General features: G+C 43.9%; 20 protein-coding genes. 11 read left to right on the top strand and 9 right to left on the bottom strand.

The annotated features are described in order from the left end of the window. Window positions 1–86: 86 nt before the first annotated feature. Complete coding sequence (locus tag ACE01T_RS14495) at window positions 87–719, bottom strand: TetR/AcrR family transcriptional regulator (protein ID WP_395519541.1); 633 nt, start codon at window positions 717–719, stop codon at window positions 87–89. A 94-nt stretch (window positions 720–813) separates the two neighbouring features. On the opposite strand from ACE01T_RS14495, the gene ACE01T_RS14490 reads away from it, so the two are divergent. From ACE01T_RS14490 to ACE01T_RS14480, 3 genes are all read left to right on the top strand, one after another. Next, window positions 814–2,475 carry an acyl-CoA dehydrogenase family protein gene (locus ACE01T_RS14490; RefSeq protein ID WP_395519540.1) on the top strand — a complete coding sequence of 554 codons (1,662 nt, stop codon included), beginning with the start codon at window positions 814–816 and terminating at the stop codon, window positions 2,473–2,475. A gap of 394 nt (window positions 2,476–2,869) precedes the next feature. After that, window positions 2,870–3,250 carry a YkvA family protein gene (locus ACE01T_RS14485; protein WP_180043129.1) on the top strand — a complete coding sequence of 127 codons (381 nt, stop codon included), beginning with the start codon at window positions 2,870–2,872 and terminating at the stop codon, window positions 3,248–3,250. A 163-nt stretch (window positions 3,251–3,413) separates the two neighbouring features. After that, window positions 3,414–3,605: a DUF7230 family protein gene (locus ACE01T_RS14480; RefSeq protein ID WP_180043130.1), complete on the top strand. Its 192-nt coding sequence runs from the start codon at window positions 3,414–3,416 to the stop codon at window positions 3,603–3,605. A gap of 6 nt (window positions 3,606–3,611) precedes the next feature. On the opposite strand, the gene ptsP is transcribed toward ACE01T_RS14480, so the two are convergent. After that, entirely contained in the window at window positions 3,612–5,909 is a 2,298-nt protein-coding gene (gene ptsP, locus ACE01T_RS14475; RefSeq protein ID WP_180043131.1) for a phosphoenolpyruvate--protein phosphotransferase, read from the bottom strand. A gap of 88 nt (window positions 5,910–5,997) precedes the next feature. After that, window positions 5,998–6,474 carry an RNA pyrophosphohydrolase gene (locus ACE01T_RS14470; RefSeq protein ID WP_086195300.1) on the bottom strand — a complete coding sequence of 159 codons (477 nt, stop codon included), beginning with the start codon at window positions 6,472–6,474 and terminating at the stop codon, window positions 5,998–6,000. A gap of 182 nt (window positions 6,475–6,656) precedes the next feature. On the opposite strand from ACE01T_RS14470, the gene ACE01T_RS14465 reads away from it, so the two are divergent. Both ACE01T_RS14465 and ACE01T_RS14460 read left to right on the top strand, forming a co-directional pair. After that, window positions 6,657–7,307 (top strand): HAD family hydrolase, encoded by a 651-nt coding sequence (locus ACE01T_RS14465; RefSeq protein ID WP_086195301.1) that lies wholly within the window; start codon window positions 6,657–6,659, stop codon window positions 7,305–7,307. Between the two features lie 271 nt (window positions 7,308–7,578). After that, window positions 7,579–7,824, top strand: coding sequence for a DUF2789 domain-containing protein (locus tag ACE01T_RS14460; RefSeq protein ID WP_086195302.1), 246 nt, complete (start codon window positions 7,579–7,581; stop codon window positions 7,822–7,824). 52 nt (window positions 7,825–7,876) lie between these two features. Here the strand turns inward: ACE01T_RS14460 and ovoA are convergent, their stop codons facing one another. The 3 genes from ovoA to ACE01T_RS14445 form a co-directional block, all read right to left on the bottom strand. Continuing rightward, window positions 7,877–10,093, bottom strand: coding sequence for a 5-histidylcysteine sulfoxide synthase (gene ovoA / locus ACE01T_RS14455; RefSeq protein WP_180176484.1), 2,217 nt, complete (start codon window positions 10,091–10,093; stop codon window positions 7,877–7,879). A gap of 147 nt (window positions 10,094–10,240) precedes the next feature. After that, entirely contained in the window at window positions 10,241–11,113 is an 873-nt protein-coding gene (locus tag ACE01T_RS14450; RefSeq protein WP_092819079.1) for a LysR family transcriptional regulator, read from the bottom strand. A gap of 203 nt (window positions 11,114–11,316) precedes the next feature. Beyond that, window positions 11,317–11,562, bottom strand: a complete 246-nt coding sequence (locus tag ACE01T_RS14445; RefSeq protein WP_086195305.1) for a DUF2061 domain-containing protein — start codon at window positions 11,560–11,562, stop codon at window positions 11,317–11,319. A gap of 200 nt (window positions 11,563–11,762) precedes the next feature. Between ACE01T_RS14445 and ACE01T_RS14440 the strand changes: the two genes are divergently transcribed. From ACE01T_RS14440 to leuB, 5 genes are all read left to right on the top strand, one after another. Continuing rightward, the gene (locus ACE01T_RS14440) at window positions 11,763–11,954 is read left to right on the top strand and encodes a hypothetical protein (RefSeq protein ID WP_086195306.1); all 192 of its coding nucleotides are present in this window, start codon (window positions 11,763–11,765) and stop codon (window positions 11,952–11,954) included. 249 nt (window positions 11,955–12,203) lie between these two features. Then, window positions 12,204–13,637 (top strand): 3-isopropylmalate dehydratase large subunit, encoded by a 1,434-nt coding sequence (gene leuC, locus ACE01T_RS14435; RefSeq protein WP_086195307.1) that lies wholly within the window; start codon window positions 12,204–12,206, stop codon window positions 13,635–13,637. Window positions 13,638–13,660: 23 nt separating this feature from the next. Then, window positions 13,661–14,311, top strand: coding sequence for a 3-isopropylmalate dehydratase small subunit (leuD, locus tag ACE01T_RS14430; protein ID WP_086195308.1), 651 nt, complete (start codon window positions 13,661–13,663; stop codon window positions 14,309–14,311). Window positions 14,312–14,416: 105 nt separating this feature from the next. Then, a complete protein-coding gene (locus tag ACE01T_RS14425) occupies window positions 14,417–14,980 on the top strand; it encodes a hypothetical protein (protein ID WP_086195309.1) in 564 nt (187 codons plus the stop codon). A gap of 44 nt (window positions 14,981–15,024) precedes the next feature. Beyond that, a complete protein-coding gene (gene leuB / locus ACE01T_RS14420) occupies window positions 15,025–16,104 on the top strand; it encodes a 3-isopropylmalate dehydrogenase (protein ID WP_180176482.1) in 1,080 nt (359 codons plus the stop codon). A gap of 61 nt (window positions 16,105–16,165) precedes the next feature. On the opposite strand, the gene ACE01T_RS14415 is transcribed toward leuB, so the two are convergent. The 3 genes from ACE01T_RS14415 to infA form a co-directional block, all read right to left on the bottom strand. Beyond that, on the bottom strand, window positions 16,166–16,567 hold the full coding sequence (locus ACE01T_RS14415; protein WP_086195311.1) for a hypothetical protein: 402 nt from the start codon (window positions 16,565–16,567) through the stop codon (window positions 16,166–16,168). Window positions 16,568–16,708: 141 nt separating this feature from the next. Further along, entirely contained in the window at window positions 16,709–17,089 is a 381-nt protein-coding gene (locus ACE01T_RS14410) for a hypothetical protein (RefSeq protein WP_086195312.1), read from the bottom strand. Window positions 17,090–17,229: 140 nt separating this feature from the next. Continuing rightward, complete coding sequence (infA, locus tag ACE01T_RS14405) at window positions 17,230–17,451, bottom strand: translation initiation factor IF-1 (protein ID WP_001284370.1); 222 nt, start codon at window positions 17,449–17,451, stop codon at window positions 17,230–17,232. A gap of 231 nt (window positions 17,452–17,682) precedes the next feature. On the opposite strand from infA, the gene ACE01T_RS14400 reads away from it, so the two are divergent. Further along, complete coding sequence (locus ACE01T_RS14400; protein WP_086195313.1) at window positions 17,683–18,690, top strand: AraC family transcriptional regulator; 1,008 nt, start codon at window positions 17,683–17,685, stop codon at window positions 18,688–18,690. Window positions 18,691–18,843 lie beyond the last annotated feature (153 nt).

Below are 18,843 nucleotides of genomic sequence, written 5' to 3'. Positions count from 1 at the left end.
GGTAATGTACAAGTTGCTGTAGAAGCATGTTTAATTCGTCTGATCACAGATACTTTATAAAGCATTTTAATACTTTTTTGAATCTGTCAATGCGTAAGTCCTATAGAAGTTAAGTTGACCAAAGTTTGAATAATATCTTTTTCCAACTCCTCCCAATCCACAAATTCAGGCTCTATCAACAAAGTCTGCGACACAAAGCCATAACACACCCGTTGTACATTTAAACTCATTCGCTTCAGCTGTTCAGCATCTTGAAGAAACGGCGCAAGAATGCTTTGCCACATTTGCACCATCATCTCATAACTTTTACGGTAACTTTCAATATTGGAAATCTGCCGTTCCAGCAAAAACGTCTGCGCCCATAAAAACTGCTGTGCCTGAATCTGCTCAAGCTGATAATGAATCACTTGCTTTAAGTACTCATCCAGAGCCAAATTTGTGGATAACTTGATCAGGCTGTGTGCATAAGTTTTTAAGTCCTCGGCATTGTTTTTTACGTGTCTGTGAATGGTCAGCGCAATCAAATCTTCCTTTTTAGAAAAATATTCATAAAACGTGCCCAAGCCTACGCCTGCCAAATCGGTAATTTCCCGAATGGTAATGTCATGTGCGGCATGCTCATGCAAAAGCCGAACAAAACTGTCCTGCAAGGCTTCCTGCGTCAGTTTGGCCCGTGACTGGCGTGGCTTACGCCGTACTTGAATCTGTGGATTTTTCATAGAACTCTTGATCAAACAAAGCCGAACATGCTGTGGCTATTTTTTCTCTATACTGGAATGAAAAACCCAGAACAACAAGCAGGAAATATAGACGATGAATACATCGAATCAGACATGGATGACCCATCAAATCAGCAACCAGTTTGATGAACTACAAGATTACAATTTATTTTCATCAGATACGATTTTACATGAAATATTGAAGCGTTATGGCAGCCATGATCAAGCAACCTTGTGTGATATGGGTAAAGTGGTGGGATCAGCTGAATATTATCAATATGCCGATTTAGCCAATAAACATACATCTATTCTGCATGCCTTCGATGCCCGTGGCCGCCGTAAAGATTACATTGAGTTTCATCCTGCATGGCACAAATGGATGGCTTTAAACCGCAAGTTCGACAGCCATGCTCATCCATTTAATCATGCGGCATCTTCCTCCAAATGGGTGGAATGGGCAGCGCGTTTTTACTTAAGCGGGCAGGTGGAGTGTGGCAGTCTGTGTCCAACTTCGATGACGCTTGGCAGCATTCCCCTGATTCAGCGTGAACCTGAACTGTGGGCCAAAATTGGCGAGAAACTACTCTCTACCGAATACGATGAACGTGACCTGCCGATTGCCCAGAAAACATCAATCTGGCTCGGTATGGGCATGACCGAAAAGCAGGGTGGTTCCGATGTGCGCGCCAATGAAACTTTTGCTATGCCTGTAGCTGAATCAGGTCGTGGCCACGCCTATTTGCTGACCGGGCATAAATGGTTTTTCTCTGCCCCAATGTGTGATGCACATCTGGTGGTGGCGAAAACCGAGCAGGATGGCTTGGCCTGTTTTTTTGTCCCGCGCTGGCTGGAGGATGGAACCAAGAACCATATTCATGTGCAGCGCCTCAAAGAAAAAGTCGGCAACCGCAGCAACTCCAGTTCGGAAGTCGAGTTTAAGGATGCCTGGGGCATCATGATCGGTGAAGCAGGTCGTGGTATTCCGACCATTATTGAAATGGCCAATTACACCCGTCTGACCTGTTCTGTGGGCAGTACCGCCATGCTACGTCAGGCTTTGGTGCAATGCATTGCCTATACCCGTCAGCGCAAAGCTTTTGGTAAACATTTAGTCGAACAGCCGTTGATGCAAGCAGTACTCGCGGATTTAGCCCTGGAAACCGAAGCCGCGATGCAGTTAAGTTTCCATTTGGCGCATTGTTATGAATCGGATGATGCTCTGTCCGTGGCGTGGAAAAGAATCATGACACCAGCCTCCAAGTTCTGGATCTGCAAGCGTGCAGTCGAATTGACTGGCGAGATGATGGAAGTGTTTGGCGGCAATGGTTATGTCGATAACGGCATCATGGCGCGTATTTTTAAAGAAGCCCCGGTGAATACTATTTGGGAAGGTTCTGGCAATGTCATGTGCCTGGATGTGCTGCGCGCTATTGGTCGTGAACCTGAATCTATTGAGTTATTGTTTAAAGATCTGGCATCAACTGCAATGCAAGATGAAACCCTAAAACAGGAACTGCAAGAACTGTTTAAACTGTTTCAGCAGCCTGCAGATGAGCTGCAATTTATGGGACGCAGTCTGGTCAGTCGTTTAACCATTTTAGCCCAAGCGGTCTTGTTGAAACGCTATTCACCTGATTTTGTCGCAAACGGATTTATCCAGTCTCGCTACAGCAAGTTTCATGGGAGAGTGGTGGGGATGATTGCAGCGAAGCAGGTGGATGTAGAGCGGGTGCTGGAAAGGGCGTTGGCTGTGTAAATTGCCCTCTTTCTAGCCTTCGCTTGTACTCCACTTTTTAATTATTCAGTGTTAAAAGCACCTCTCCCTTGTAGCCGTGCTATTCATCTTCTGGAATGAGAGGGAATTCACAATCGAAATTCTCCCTCCCTATGGGATGAGAAATATATTTCGCAAGAGAGGGAGGGAGAATTAAATAATTAAATGTTAAGAATCTCTCTTTTGCGTACTCAAAATATATTGTGAATTTTCTAAATGAGGAAAATTCTTTAATAAATTTATTTTTTATTGTGATTTGTAATAAAAGTTGTCCTTCTACCACTTACATAAAAAATGTTAAAGCTGCAAAACTTATATTTATTTAAGAAAACTTATTTAACATGTCATTTATAAATTTTTGATTTTCAGTACCTGTATGTATCAAAAAATTAAACAATGGGCCAAAACCATTAAAAAAGATGTTCTGGTGGTTTGGCTGGTGGCTAAAGATGAGCGAACGCCCGTCTGGATCAAAATACTGGCACTAATTATTGCTGCATATGCGCTATCTCCGATTGATCTGATTCCAGATTTTATTCCGGTGCTGGGCTATTTGGATGATATTATTATTGTGCCCTTGGGGCTGTTATTGGTGATTAAGCTGACGCCCCAAAAAATTATAGACGATTGCAGGATTCGTGCCTCGCTATTGGCAGAACGGCCGGTCAACCGTTGGGCGGCAGGTGTGATTATTTTAATCTGGCTGCTCTTTCTGGGCTATTTGACCATGCATTTTTTTAATATGCCGAAATTCTAATACTGAGTCGGAGTAAGTGCTTAAAATATGATATTAAGTATATGAAATAAATAATTTTTTAATAAATTTATCCAATCCGAAAAACTACTTGAATTCTGTATAAAAAAGCGCAATATATGCTCAACATCATCTATGATGTGAAACTCGAAAACAGGTGAGTAAAATGGCAAAGAAAAAAGTACTGCCAGAAGTGGTGATTCACAACTTTGTGGCCAAACACATGTATGAGGTCAACAAAAGCCAGGTCTTTGTAGACCGAAAGAAAAATGCAAAACGTGGCTATGACAAGCACAAAAAAGGGAGATACTCAAATGATTATCTCCCTTTTTATTTCACCGTATTTTCTTACATCTGAATAGAATTAAGCACTCACAATACGGGTAGCAGATTTCACCATATCGCCCAGACCATGGGTCTTGAAGTAATACTCCATCCAGCTTTTCACCATCAGTGGATTACTCATTTTTAATACGCGTTCCAGTTGTTCCTGTGCATCGCTCATCGGCACATGACAAATGGCCTTACGTACCCGCAAAATATTGCTTGAACTCATCGACAGGGTATTAAAGCCCATCGCCATCAGCAGCACAGCCGCCAATGGGTCGCCAGCCATTTCTCCACAAATGCTGACCGGTTTGTCATATTTATGACATTCCTGAACCAAACGGCTTAAAGCGCGTAAGACGGCAGGGTGGAAATGCGAGTAGACATTGGCAACCCGAGGATTATTACGGTCGACTGCCAGTAAATACTGGGTCAAGTCATTTGAACCCACCGAGAAAAAATCCACCAGTTCAGAAAATTCTTCAATCTGTAATAGCACACTCGGTACTTCAACCATAATGCCAATTTTGGGTTTGGTAATTTTAACCTGTTCTTCTTCCTGCACTGCGGTCCAGTCACGATCCAGCAGATAGAGGGCTTCTTCCACTTCACTGACACTGGTGATCATGGGCAGCAAAATATGCAGGTTATTCAGACCAATACTGGCTTTCAGCATGGCACGAATCTGGGAAGAGAAAATTTCAGGATGATCCAGGGTAAAACGGATGCCGCGCCAGCCCAGCGCCGAGTTTTCTTCTTCAATCGAGAAATACGGTAAATCTTTATCTGCACCAATGTCGAGGGTACGCATCACCACAGGTTTATTGGCAAAGTGACTGAGCTGCTGGCGGTAAATGGCACGCTGCTCTTCTTCACCAGGGAAGCGATCACGCAACATAAACGGAATTTCAGAGCGGTATAAACCTACGCCTTTAGCACCACGCTGTACCCCGCGAACGACATCAATCATTAAACCGGTATTCACATACAGTTTGACTGCCACACCATCAGGCGTAATGGCATCTTTGGTTTCGTATTGTTTTAAGTCTTTCGCCAGCTGTTCTTCTTCTTTCTGGATTTCTTTATAGCGTGTACGTAAACGGCGCGGCGGATTGATAAACACCCGTCCCTGATGGGCATCGACAATCATCTCCACATCATCTAGGGTATTGATTGGCAGTTCAGTCACACCGACTACAGTTGGAATGCCCAGTGCACGTGCCACAATCACCATATGTGAGTTCATGGCACCTTCGGTGGTGACAATTGCGGCAATTTTATCCACCGGTAATTCAACCAGTGCCGCGGTTGAAATGTCTTCCCCGATCAGAATGCTTTCATCGGTCAGTTCACGATGGCTGGCATCGGCTTCCTGTAAAAATGCCAGAATACGGCGACCGAGATCTTTCAGGTCGGACACACGTTCGCGTAAATAGTCATCTTCCATTTGTGCGAACAGGGCAATGTGATTATCAATGACAATACGGACTGCACCCTGTGCCCAGTTACCATCGCGGATTTCAGCCTTAATTTCAGCAGGCAGGGAATTTTCATCCAGCATGCGCAAGAACACGCTAAATAAAGCCCGTTCTTCAGCCATTAAGGCATCCTGCATTTTTTCATCCAGTGCCTGAATTTCCTGACGCACTGCATTTAATGCGGCATCCAGAAGTTCCAGTTCTTCACTGATGTCATCTGCTTCACGATCAGGTACAGCCGCCAGATCTGCAGGCGGGTAGAGAATTACCGCACGCCCTAAAGCAATCCCGCCTGAACCGGAAACGCCCTGAAAGGTTTTATAAGCGGGTAGATTGCTTGGCTTGCGGAACACATCGATATTGCCGACGGCATGGGCATGAGCAATCACACCGGACAGCTGGGCACACAGGGTGACCAGGAACGATTCCGCTGCTTCGCTAAAATCTTGCGGTTCCTTATTTTGCACTACCAATACGCCCATAACCTTACGGCGGTACATCACCGGAACACCGAGGAAGGAATTATAAATTTCCTCTCCGGTTTCAGGCAGGTACATAAAGCGTTCGTGCTTCGGTGCATTATCCAGATTGACGATTTCTTCGCGTTGTCCCACCAGTCCCACCAGACCTTCGCTGGTATGTAAGGAAACATGCCCCACAGCTTCAGGATTTAACCCTTTAGATGCCATGAGCAGATAACGCTGGTTACGCTCATCGAGTAGATAAATGGAGCAGACATCCACGTGCATGGCTTCAGCAACCTGATTGACCATGATGTCGAGTGACTCATGCAAACTGGTGGACGCATTGATTTCTTGCACAATGCGTCTTAAGGTGTCCAGTTGCATATTCGACATAAAATCTGCTCCAAAATAAGTTTAAAACTGTTTTTATTTATAACAACATGCTACTAAAAAATCTGCATTTTCATGCAATTTTTTCGAGCTAGAGCGAGGGTAACTGCTGACACAGTTCCACCATCGCCCTTCGGTATACATCGCGTTTAAAATTCACGACCTGACCTAATGGGTACCAGTAACTTACCCATTGCCACTGGTCAAACTCTGGTGGGTCTGACAGGTCCAGCTGAATATGCTTTGCTGGCGCTGTCAGCCTGAGTAAAAACCACTTCTGTTTTTGACCAATACACACCGGGTCCGAATCCGGGCGTATATATCTTTGCGGCAAACGATAACGCAGCCAACCTTTTGTTTGCGCTACAATTTGAACATGTTCGGGCAATAAGCCAACTTCTTCTCTCAGCTCACGATAAAGTGCCTGTTCGGGGGATTCTCCAAACTGGATCCCTCCTTGCGGAAATTGCCAAGCATTGTGTCCAATGCGTTTTGCCCATAAAACTTGTCCAATGTCGTTTGCCAAAATGATCCCGACATTCGGTCGGAAACCTTCTGAGTCGATCATTTGGCTACCTAAATCTTCTGTAATGTATGGCTTTTTGTTCGGGGATTGTTATTTCTATATCCATCTCGAAAAAAAGCACAGCTTAAATGTTAAAAATTGCTATGATCTTAACGAATTTCTATCGACTAGCGGAGATAGATTTACAATTTTTTTCTTAAATTTCAGTTTTTACGAGTATTTTCATGAAATTGGCTTTATTTGACCTCGACCACACCTTATTAAATACCGATTCAGATTATTCATGGGGTGAGTTTTTAGTAAACGAGGGTTTAGTCGATCCAATCCGACACCGTCAAATGAATGACAAGTTTTATGAAGACTATAAAGCAGGGCAACTTGACCCGATTGCCTATAACGAATTCGTCTTTGAATTTTTAACCCAGCATGATAATGATTATTTGACTGAATTACATGAATTATTCATGAAAAAGGTCATTCGTCCACAAATGCGCCCAGAAGGTTTTGCTGCCATTCAAAAACACCGTGATGCAGGACACGAGCTGGTCGGGATTACCGCAACCTCCGATTTTATTACGGCACCGATTTTTCACGAGTTTGGTATTACTGAAATTATTGCCACCAATGCAGAAGTGGTGGATGGCAAATATACCGGTAAAGTCATCAATACTGCATGTTATCAAAAGGGTAAATTGATCCGTCTGGAACAATGGCTGCAAGGGCGCGATATTGATGAGTCATGGGCCTATTCGGATTCATTTAATGACCGTTTCCTGCTGGAATATGCCGATCATGCCATTGTGGTCAATCCGGATGAGCGTTTGGAGGCTTTGGCCAAAGCGCAAAACTGGGAAATTCAGGACTGGTCGATTTAGGCAATTTGTTTTGATGGAGGGGAGAGCTGTATGGAATATGGTTATTCTCTCTGCTTTAAAAGTTAAAAATAAAAAAGGATTGCACCGAAATCCTTGCATGTTTGTAGATAGTGTCTACCGATCTACTAAACCGGATGGAATGTTTTATATCGACTAAGGGACGATAAAATAAGCCTTACTATGATTATGCCTTTACCGTATAGTAGACTGAAAGCAAAAGGGTAAAAAATAAAATTTATAGTTTGAAATTGAAGAACAATAGGAGAGAAGAATGAGCCAAACACGTCCAAGAATGACCAATCTTTTTGAGCAGTTAGGGTTAGATTCCAGTGAAGAGGCGATTGCCCTGTTTATTGCCACGCATCAGCTCAATGCCCAGACCAAAATTACCGAAGCGGAATATTGGACTGAAGCACAGCGCCAGTTTTTAGCAGAAAAAATTAAATCCGATGGTTCATGGGCCATTATTGTTGACCAGTTAAATGAATCCTTACATGAAGATTCAGTGATTCAATAAAGATCAAAGCGAAATAAAGCCAATCCTCAGATTGGCCTTTTTGATAAAGATTTCATCTCACCCGTTTCCATAAGGTCACTTGGGACAGGCTATGTTGATATTTACGTGCGGTTTCCCGAATCACAAATGCCACATCCTGAGGTTCATCGAGCATTTCAAAGTGTTCTTTTAAAAGTTCAGTCGTGCCATCTAGCGTACTGAAGTTTTCCCCATTTTTTTTAAAACCACCGAGCCATTCACTAGGTGCAGTATGTTCCTCTAGCCAAGTATAGGGGGAAGCCAGCATTAAAATGCCACCCAGTTTTAAACGCTGATGGATTTCGGCTAAGAAATCTTTGGGATGATGTAAGCGGTCAATTAAATTCGCAGCTAGAATAAAATTGTAATCAGTAAAATGAGGTTTCAAATTGCAGGCATCGGCCTGGAAAAATTCGACCCGATCTGCATGGGTATCCAGACCCAACTCTTTTAAGTTACAGGCTTTATATTCCATCAGTTCACCTTCAATTGGCAGGGTATAACGTAGCGTTTCACCTTGTGCCAGCTGTACCGCTTGCTGAATAAAGCGCGCGGAAAAGTCCAGTCCTGTGACCTGATCAAAATAAGCTGCCAGTTCAAAGCTAGCCCGACCTGTGGCACAACCGATATCCAGTGCCTTCTCTGTCGCAATATCCTTAAAATAGGGTTGCGCAAGGTTAATCAGGCTTTGGGCGAAATTGGGCACGTTAAAATATTCTGCACCGTACTGAAATTCCAGATATTGCGAGATCATCTGATCAGTTTCATACTGCGATTGAAACTGTTGAAGTTCTTGGGAGGCAGCGACATAGCGGAATCCGGCATGCTGGAAAAAATGTCGGCGAAAAGCATAACGTGAGCTGTGCAAAGCCTCATTACCGGCAGAAATCCAGGAACTGCCTTTGATTAGATTGTGTTGCCCGTCAAAGGTTGGGGTGCTGAAATCATCATAGATCGGATGTACCTGAAAACCGTCAAAAGGATAAATCGGGGTTTCAGTCCATTGCCAGACATTGCCCTGAATATCAAAAAAATCACCCTGCTGAAAATGATTCACCGGGCAGGGACTGGTTCCGTATTTCAGTTCGATATTGGCCTCTTCAGGACTGAGCAGATTGGCATCCAAACCTGCTACATCATACAATCGGTACCACTCATCTTCTGTGGGCAAGCGAATGCTTTGACCGGTTTTCTCGGCTTTCCAGTGACAAAAGGCCTTGGCTTCAAGATAATTCACTTCTACCGGCCAGTCCCAAGGCATGGAAATTTCTTCCAGCATCAAACGCAGTGACCAGCCTGAAGGGGTTTTTCGCCAAAAGCTGGGATGCTGGGCTTGAGAAAATTTCAGCCAGGCCTGTCCTTCTGCTGTCCAGTAGCGATCAGTTGCATAACTGCCATCTTCCACAAAACTCAAGAATTCCTGATTGGAAACCAGATATTGTGAAGCCTGAAAAGCGGCCACATCTGCCTGATGCCGGCCATATTCATTGTCCCAGCCATAGAAGTTACTGTCGAAAGTCTTGTTCAAATTGACCTGTCCTGCAGGAACAGCAATCAGGGTATTTTCGGGTGCAATGTCCGTGATGACCTCGGCACGCCACTGCGGATGATTGTATACATAGTCCAGCTGCTGCTGGCGAATCAGGACCGAGGAGGTTTCAAGATGAATCCGTTCATGTTCAATGCCCATGAGGATCGACCACCACGGATGGCTCCAGTTCAAGGGTAACGTCAGAGGGGCATGCTCAATTAGATTCAGGACCAGTGCTCGTACCTGATCACGATAAGCCCGTACTTCAGCGATGCTTGGCCAGTCATAATGCTGCTCATTCAGGTCGTCCCAGCTCATTTCATCGACCCCGACAGCAAAAATGCTTTCCAGCTGCGGGTTCAAACGTGCGTGAATCAGTTTGCTGAGCAGCAGTTTATTGATAAAAAAGGTCGCCGTATGACCAAAATAAAAAATCAGCGGATGACGTAAAGAGATGGGTTTAAGGTAATAGGCTGCATCATTTTTCAGACAGTCAAACAGCCGTTCATAGCTGTCAAAAGTATTCAGAAAATAATCACGCAAGCCGTGCCGTGCCGCGGCTTCATCAGCAAAGTTTAAATCGGGCGTAGGCAGCAAAGAAATTTTAGCGCTTTGCCATAGATCTGGAGCATCGACATCTGCTTTGACTGGGTGTGTTTTAGCCTGGGTTGTTTCAGGTGAATTGGTTATAGATAGAGTTGGTGATGAATCCCTCAGCATAGCCCCATACTCCTTCGAATTCTTTTGCACATTTAAGCCATCGGGTTCTATGTGTTTTATTTAAAAGTACCCGAAAGCTGTGCCGCTATGCTGAGGATTAAGGTAACAAAATGCTGCATCCAGGCAGATGCAGCGCTCAAGCCGGTTTTAGTTGAGATGGGAGTTTTGCATCATGGCCACCAATTCCTGTACGGCACGTGACTGGGTGCGCCCTGGATGCCAGACCATGCCCAGTTGACGCTGCATTTGCACATTAATATCCAGCATTTGCAGGTCCTGATTTAGCAGGGTTTTCGGTAATACCGACCATCCCAAACCAATTGAAACCAGCATGCGGATGGATTCCAGCGGATTGTTGCTCATGGTGATTTTCGGTTTAACGCCTTGCTTTTCAAATTCTGCCAAGGTGATTTGCGTGGTATAGGTTTGCGAGGCGGGCAATAGGCTTGGATATTGAATTAAATCTTCCAGACTCAGATGCTTTTTTTGCGCCAGCGGATGAAAAGGTGCCACCACAAAGACCAGCGGATCATTCCAGATGGTCACATAACTCAGGCGTTCATCCCCTTTCGGCGGGAGGGTTAAAAAGGCCAGTTCCAGGTCACCCGCCAGTACCTGTTCATGCGCCTGTTCCGAGTCAACAAAATGCACGTCTAAAGTGACGTCAGGAAATTTTTGCACATAATTGCGCAGGTGCTGCGGTAGATGGTGCAAGCCAATATGATGGCTGGTGCCAATTTTCAGCTTGCCTTGCACCTGTTCCTGTTCGTGACTGAGGGTATGGTGAATATCGCCCAGTTCATTGAGCCAGTTTTTCACTTTCGGCAATAAAGAATGTGCAGCATGCGTCGCCTGAACGCCACGACCGGCAGACTCAAACAGTTTCACGCCAAAATATTCTTCCAGGCTATGAATGCGTTTGGTCACAGCAGGCTGGGTAATAAACAATAAATCGGCAGCCATAGAAATAGAACCGGTTTCCATGACTTTAATGAACGCTTCAAAGGCAGCAAGATTCATAAGGAGATATCTGGTTATATGAAAATTAAATAATTATAAAATATTTTTATATCAAAGGGGCATTTCATCTTAAAAAAGACCGGAAAAAATGTATGCAGATGTGAACTTAACAGCTAAAAATAAAAAAATCACCCCATATGAATGGAGTGATTATAAAGAGGAAGCGGACAAGCCATGATCTCTAGTTTGGGCCGATGCAGCGTTTAGATGACTATATTATTATTGCTATTCTGTCTTTGAGCTGGCTTGGCTTCCCAGATTTTTTCATGGAAGAAGAATGCGATTGCCTGAATCGTCGGCTCAAGCAAACTGAGGGTTACTGCCATCCAGATACTTCCTGTGACGAAATAACCGACCAACATGGCAATGGTGATGTGCATAATGTAATAGCTAAAGGTTTTCTTGAACATACGCTGGTTGTTATTAACAAATTTTTGAATATGAGCCATGGTTTGTTCCTCAATCTTTGCCTCGGGATATGAATAAATGATAATCAGTCTTATTTAATTTGTAAAAACGAACATTTTTATATTTTTAATCGGTTTTGTGAATTATTTAACTGGTTAAACTGAACCATCAATACAACAACAGGGGAATGGTATCGCCTAGAGATATTTGTTTAGAGATACTTTTCTGGCAGGGTGAACATATGGATATTAAACACATCAAATACCTCCTTGATATTTTTGAGGAAGCTGTGGAAAAACGCAGTCAGGTCTATGAAATTGCCGATGATGAAAATGATGAAAATCAGGCTGCCGCCGAATGTGGTGCAGCGAAAGCAGAACTCATCCGGGCAATTGAGCAGCTTATCGTAGCGAAAGAAAACCCGTCGGGCTAAATCCAGTCCGCATCATTCCTTGCACGGCGCTTTAAATATACCTGATTTGTTAAGTCTGAGCATAAGGAGATAGCCGTGTGGTTTAAAAACCAAGAGATAAAATTTTGCCAAAAGTCAGGGTTTTAATAAGGTTAAAATTAATTCCAAAAAGTTTTTAAACTAATAAAAATGATAAATTAGATTTATGTGAATACGTGGTTATAATCGAAGTTAATGAAAGCATTACCCAGTTCTATGGAGCGCGTCGACATGGCAGGCAATACCCCAAAAGCAAAAACTTTATATGATAAATTGTGGGATGACCATTTAGTAAAACAACGCGATGATGGCTCAGCCTTACTTTATATCGACCGTCATTTATTACATGAAGTAACTTCACCACAAGCTTTTGAAGGTTTGCAGCTTGCAGGTCGTCAACCTTGGCGTTTAAGTGCCAATGTAGCTACGCCAGACCATAATGTGCCAACTTCAAAAACCGAGCGTGAGCAGGGTATTGCCGGTATTGAAGATGATACTTCACGTATTCAGGTGCAAACGCTGGATGACAACTGTAAAACTTTCAATATTGTTGAATTTGATATTAACGATATTCGCCAAGGGATCGCACACGTGGTTGGGCCTGAGCAAGGTTTGACTTTGCCGGGCATGACTGTGGTGTGTGGTGACTCGCATACGGCAACTCATGGTGCATTTGGCTGTTTGGCGCACGGTATTGGGACTTCAGAAGTTGAACATGTATTGGCGACCCAGTGCCTGGTTCAAAAGAAAATGAAGAACATGTTGGTGCGTGTTGACGGTAAATTGGGTCAGGGTGTTACACCGAAAGATGTGGTCTTGGCGATTATCGGTAAAATCGGCACTGCAGGCGGTACCGGTCACGCGATTGAATTCGGTGGTCAGGTGTTCCGTGACATGTCGATTGAAGGCCGTATGACTGTATGTAACATGGCGATTGAAGCCGGTGCCCGTGTCGGTATGGTCGCTGTCGATGACAAAACCATTGAATACGTGAAAGGCCGCAACTATGCACCGAAAGGTGAGCAGTGGGATGCTGCTGTAGCCTATTGGAATACTTTGCACTCTGATGAGGGCGCGCATTTCGATACCGTCGTGGTGTTGCAAGGTGAAGAAATTGAACCGCAAGTGTCTTGGGGAACTTCTCCTGAAATGGTGATTCCGGTGTCCCAAGCGGTTCCAACGTTGGAACAGGCCAAAGATGACGTGCAACGTAATGACTGGACCCGTGCTTATCAATATATGGGTTTAAATGCCGGTCAGGCATTGGCAGACATTCAGTTGGACCGCGTATTTATCGGTTCTTGCACCAACTCGCGGATTGAAGATATTCGCGCTGCCGCTGAAGTGATTAAAGGCCGTAAAGTAGCTGCTTCAATCAAACAGGCGATGGTGGTTCCGGGTTCTGGTTTGGTAAAACAGCAGGCTGAAGCTGAAGGCTTGGATAAAGTATTCTTGGAAGCTGGTTTTGAATGGCGTGAACCGGGCTGTTCAATGTGTTTGGCGATGAATGCAGACAAATTGCAACCGGGCGAGCACTGTGCCTCAACTTCTAACCGTAACTTCGAAGGTCGTCAGGGCAATGGCGGTCGTACGCACTTGGTGAGTCCTGCGATGGCAGCTGCTGCAGCGATTGCCGGTCATTTCGTTGACGTACGTACGTTTTAATTTCGGCTAAAGGAGCAAATGACATGAAAAAATATACCGTTGAACAAGGTATCGTTGCACCATTAGACCGTGCCAATGTCGATACAGATTTAATTATTCCAAAGCAGTTTTTGAAATCGATCAAACGTACCGGTTTTGGTGAAAACTTATTTGATGAATTGCGTTATCTGGATGAAGGCTACCCGGGCCAGGACAATTCAAAACGTCCAAAGAATCCTGATTTCGTTTTGAACCAACCGCGTTATCAAGGCGCGACAGTGTTGATTTCTCGTGCCAACTTCGGTTGTGGTTCTAGCCGTGAGCATGCGCCATGGGCGTTAAACGAATACGGTTTCCGTACCGTGATTGCACCAAGCTATGCCGACATTTTCTTCAACAACAGCTTTAAAAACGGCATGTTGCCAGTGATCTTGTCTGAAGAGATCGTCGATCAGTTATTTAAGGAATGTGCTGCGACAGAAGGTTATCAGTTAACCATCGACCTGGAAGCGCAGGAAGTGCGTACACCATCGGGTCAAGCGTTTAAATTTGAAGTCGATCCGTTCCGTAAACACTGCCTGTTAAATGGTCTGGATGATATTGGCTTAACTTTACAAGCTGCAGATGATATTCGCGCTTATGAAGAAAAGACCAAACAGTCACGTCCGTGGGTATTTCAGGAAATTCACGGTTAGTTGCTTGAATTTTCAGCGCTAGTAGTATCGCAGCCTAACTCTTGCTAATATCAGATCCATAAAAATATTTAGTTGGCTTTATTTGGTGAGGGTTGGGCTCGAACAATGACAAAAGTTTACGGTCAGCTTGCTGTACTGGGTCTTATGGCCGCATCCTTAAGTGCATGCCAAAGTATTGATACAGTACGAATTAAACATGTAAAAGAAACTGAAAGTAGCAAAACAAATGCCTTAATTTACTGTGCGGGTACTGCAAACTGTGAATTTGAACGTTTAAACAAAATTCAAATTATTGATGCAGCACAGCGCCGTGTGAATAGTGCTGCGGTTGAATCGGGTATTTTACGTTTACAGGCGAATTCCTTAAGTCAGCCGAATGCGTTATATCTTTCAATCCCTCCCGGGCAACATGAACTGGTGATCCGCTTTTATCCGATTTCCAAGGATCGTGCCGAAACCCTTCATGTTTTTCACAAGTTTAAGCCGAAGCAGCGTTACATTTTTAAAATGTACCGTGAACGCAACAAACAGCAGGGCAGCTTGCTGAATGTATCTGCACCTGAACCCTTATGTGTAGATCTCCTGCAAGAACACAAGACAATCCGACGTTTCTGCAGACCCTATAATGCCTTGACCGGTCTGGGCGAGTTTGTGGAAAAGAAAATTTAAAATCCCGTCGATTTAATCTATCGACTTCATAAATGGAAACACTCATGTCAAAACATATTTTGATTTTACCAGGTGATGGTATTGGTCCTGAAATCGTAAAAGCAGCTGAACAGGTGCTTGCACGCGTGAATGAAAAATTCAATCTGGGTTTGACTTGGGAACAGGGTTTATTGGGTGGTGCAGCGATTGATGCACATGGCGAACCGTACCCTGCCGTTACGGCAGAACAGGCAAAACGTGCGGATGCAATCCTGCTCGGTGCTGTCGGTGGTCCAAAATGGGATACGATTGAACGTTCAATCCGTCCTGAACGTGGTTTATTGAAAATCCGTTCTGAATTGAATTTATTTGCAAACTTGCGTCCTGCAATTCTTTACCCACAACTTGCCGGTGCTTCAAGTTTAAAGCCTGAAATCGTTTCTGGTCTGGATATCCTGATTGTGCGTGAACTCACTGGTGGTATCTACTTCGGTCAGCCACGTGGTATCCGTGAACTGGAAAATGGTGAGAAACAAGGCTTCAACACTGACGTTTATAAAGAGTCAGAAATCAAACGTATTGCCAAAGTGGCGTTTGAAATGGCGAAACTTCGTGGTGGCAAAGTCTGTTCAGTCGATAAAGCCAACGTACTTGAAGTGACTGAATTGTGGAAGCAAACCGTAACCCAGTTACATGCTGAACAATATCCAGAAATTAACCTGTCGCACATGTATGTCGACAATGCAGCAATGCAATTGGTACGTGCGCCTAAACAGTTTGACGTGATCGTAACCGGTAACTTGTTTGGTGATATCCTGTCTGATGAAGCAGCGATGCTTACAGGCTCTATTGGCATGTTGCCATCTGCATCACTGGATGAAAATGGTAAAGGCATGTATGAGCCATGTCATGGTTCAGCACCAGACATTGCAGGCCAAAACATTGCCAATCCGTTAGCGACCATTCTTTCTGTAGCAATGATGCTGCGTTATACCTTCCGTGAAGAAGCCGCAGCGCAAGCCATTGAAGATGCGGTAGGCAATGTACTGGATCAGGGTTTACGTACTGGCGATATCATGTCAGAAGGCAATACTCAGGTAGGTACAGTTGAAATGGGTCAAGCAGTGGTTACTGCATTGAACTAAGTTCGCCTGACAGAAAAAACGCAGCCATGAGCTGCGTTTTTTTATGGCTTTTCAGAGTGTTTTAACAGGTATGGCCAGTGTAATGAACCGATGTGGCAATGTTGTGTTCTAGGCGATAGATAATTTTACATTGCAAGTTGATATCATAGCTTTGTGCTCGGGGTGTAACTTGTATAGGGATATGACCTGCATCGATATCGGTAGGGTTCTGTACCATCGGTACCGGAATGGTGACGGGACGAATGACGGTATAAGTAAGCGTCTGATCATTCGCGACAGGCGCTAACACCTGCTGGTAACCTATGCTGTTCAAATCCAGCTTAGCTTGAATGCTTTGACTGGTCTGCCCGATGAATTGCTGTAAATAGGCATCACGCTGCATAGCGGTTGTCGTGGATGTTGTCGTGCATGCAGTGAGTAAACTAAAAACCGTAAAGTATCCTAAAATCAGTGTGAATTTCATGAGTTGTCCTCACACCAAATAAAATCAGTTTAAGTTAAGCAAATTGCAGGCAGAAATACTGTTGTGATTTGATACACGGTACAGAGAGGTGTAGCCATGATGCTAAGCCCTTATTCAATCTGATATAGACCCTCTTGGCAATTAGCAAGCTCTACCAGTATAGCGAATGGATTGAACTATTTCGTCTTTCAGGTTAAATCCTACCTGACATTCCATCTTGATATTGTAGCCACCATTTGAAGGGGTAGGCATCGGTGCACCCATCGAAATACTGTGACTAATATTGGGCGTGCCCATTGGAATATTCATATCACGAACAATGGTATAGCTGAGCAATTCTGCTGTCTGAGTGGGCTCTTGAGTGGTTTTAAATCCCATTTTATTCAGGTCAAGCTGGCTACGAACTTGTGCTGCAGTTTGACCAACATATTGTTGTAGAGACTGGTTAAGATGATGAGAACCACCTGTTTCACATGCTGCGAGCATCAGGCAGGAAAATAGGGTTAAATATTTTATTTTCATCTTTTTTAGCATATCTGTTTAATTTTAATTAAATTATAGTCGTTAAATGATCAAACCGTGTCAAATTATTTTATTGAATAATAAAAACTGAAGGCAATAAAAAAGCCACTCAAAGGTGGCTTTCATGCTTTCGCTAAAACTTAGCGTGCACGGTAAGTAATACGACCCTTGGTCAAATCGTAAGGTGTCATTTCTACTTTCACACTGTCGCCGGTTAAAATACGAATATAGTGTTTACGCATTTTACCAGAGATGTGGGCAATCACTTCGTGACCGTTTTCTAAACGTACACGGAACATAGTATTAGGAAGCGTCTCGGTGACAACGCCTTCGAACTCGATGAGTTCCTCTTTATTGGCCATAGCCTACCTGAATGAATAAATTGGAAAGGCGCAAATTATAGTCAATTTTTTTGCATAAAACAAGGCGCAATGCGGCTTTGCTCGTTCATCTGTCAGTTAAATAAGCGAACCCTCCGTATACAGATTTTCTGTAAAAAAGCCTATTGTCATGTTGTCAGTTTGGTCAATCGCAGTTAATCTAAAATCAATCTTTTTAAGTATAAATGAAGAACATACAAGGAAGGTCTTTGCGTGGGTCAGCTAACTGATGCATCAGTTGTTTTACGATTGGGTTATCAAGCCATCCGTCGTGCAGGTTTGCCAACTGAAGAAATTTTAATGAAAGCTGGTGTGGCCTTAAATCAGGTCGAAACCAATGACCGTACCCCGCTTAGTGCTCAATATGCGTTTTGGGTGGCTGCGGAAGAGGTCAGTAAAGATCCCGATATTGGTTTGCATTTGGGTGAACACCTGCCTTTATACCGGGGGCAGGTGATTGAGCACCTGTTTATTTCCAGTGAAAACTTTGGTGAAGGCCTCAAACGTGCACTGGCTTATCAGCGCCTGATTAGTGATGCTTTCCATGCCAAACTGGTGATTGAAGATGACCGTTGCTATTTGACCAATGGTGAGCAACCTTGGGGCGAAAATATCGTTAATCGGCATTTTTCCGAATGTGCACTATCCGGCGTATTGCGTTTTTTCAAGTTTATTACCGAAGGTCGTTTTCAGCCGATTTATATCGATTTTAATTTCAGTCAGGGTGCACCTGATGATGAATATTTCCGGGTCTATGAATGTCCAGTCAGCTTAGGGCAAAAAGAAACCCGTTTATATTTCGATCCTGCAATTTTAGATTACCAGTTATGGCAAGCAGAGCCAGAGCTATTGCAGTTACATGAGCAACTGGCGATTGAAAAGCTGCAGGAGTTGGCACGTTATGATCTGGTCGGTGAAGTGCGCCGCGCGATTGGTTCGACTTTAGAAAGTGGCGAAACCACTTTGGAAACCGTAGCCACACATCTAAATATCACGCCGCGCCGTTTACGAACGCAGCTGAGTGAAGCCAATACCAGTTTCCAGCAAATTCTTTCGGATTATCGCTGTCGATTGGCGAAAAAGCTTTTGGCCAATACGGCAGAAAGCGTGGAACGGATTGTGTATCTGACCGGATTTTCCGAGCCGAGCACTTTTTATCGGGCCTTTAAACGCTGGACCAATGAAACGCCAGTGGAATACCGAAAAAGGAAGCAGCGGTAATTTTTGAATCCTCCCCTAACCCCTCCTTTAATAAAGGAGGGGAACTCCCACTGCTGTCCCACAAATATCACAAGAAGAACCTCAATTGAGGTTCTTCTTGTTTTCGCCATTTTTTATCAGGCACAAAGAGTGACCTTAAAAGTTTCCTTTCAA

It is taken from the genome of Acinetobacter uliginosus (genome assembly GCF_044130295.1).
Lineage (GTDB): Bacteria > Pseudomonadota > Gammaproteobacteria > Pseudomonadales > Moraxellaceae > Acinetobacter.
This window is presented reverse-complemented; position numbering and strand designations above follow the sequence as displayed.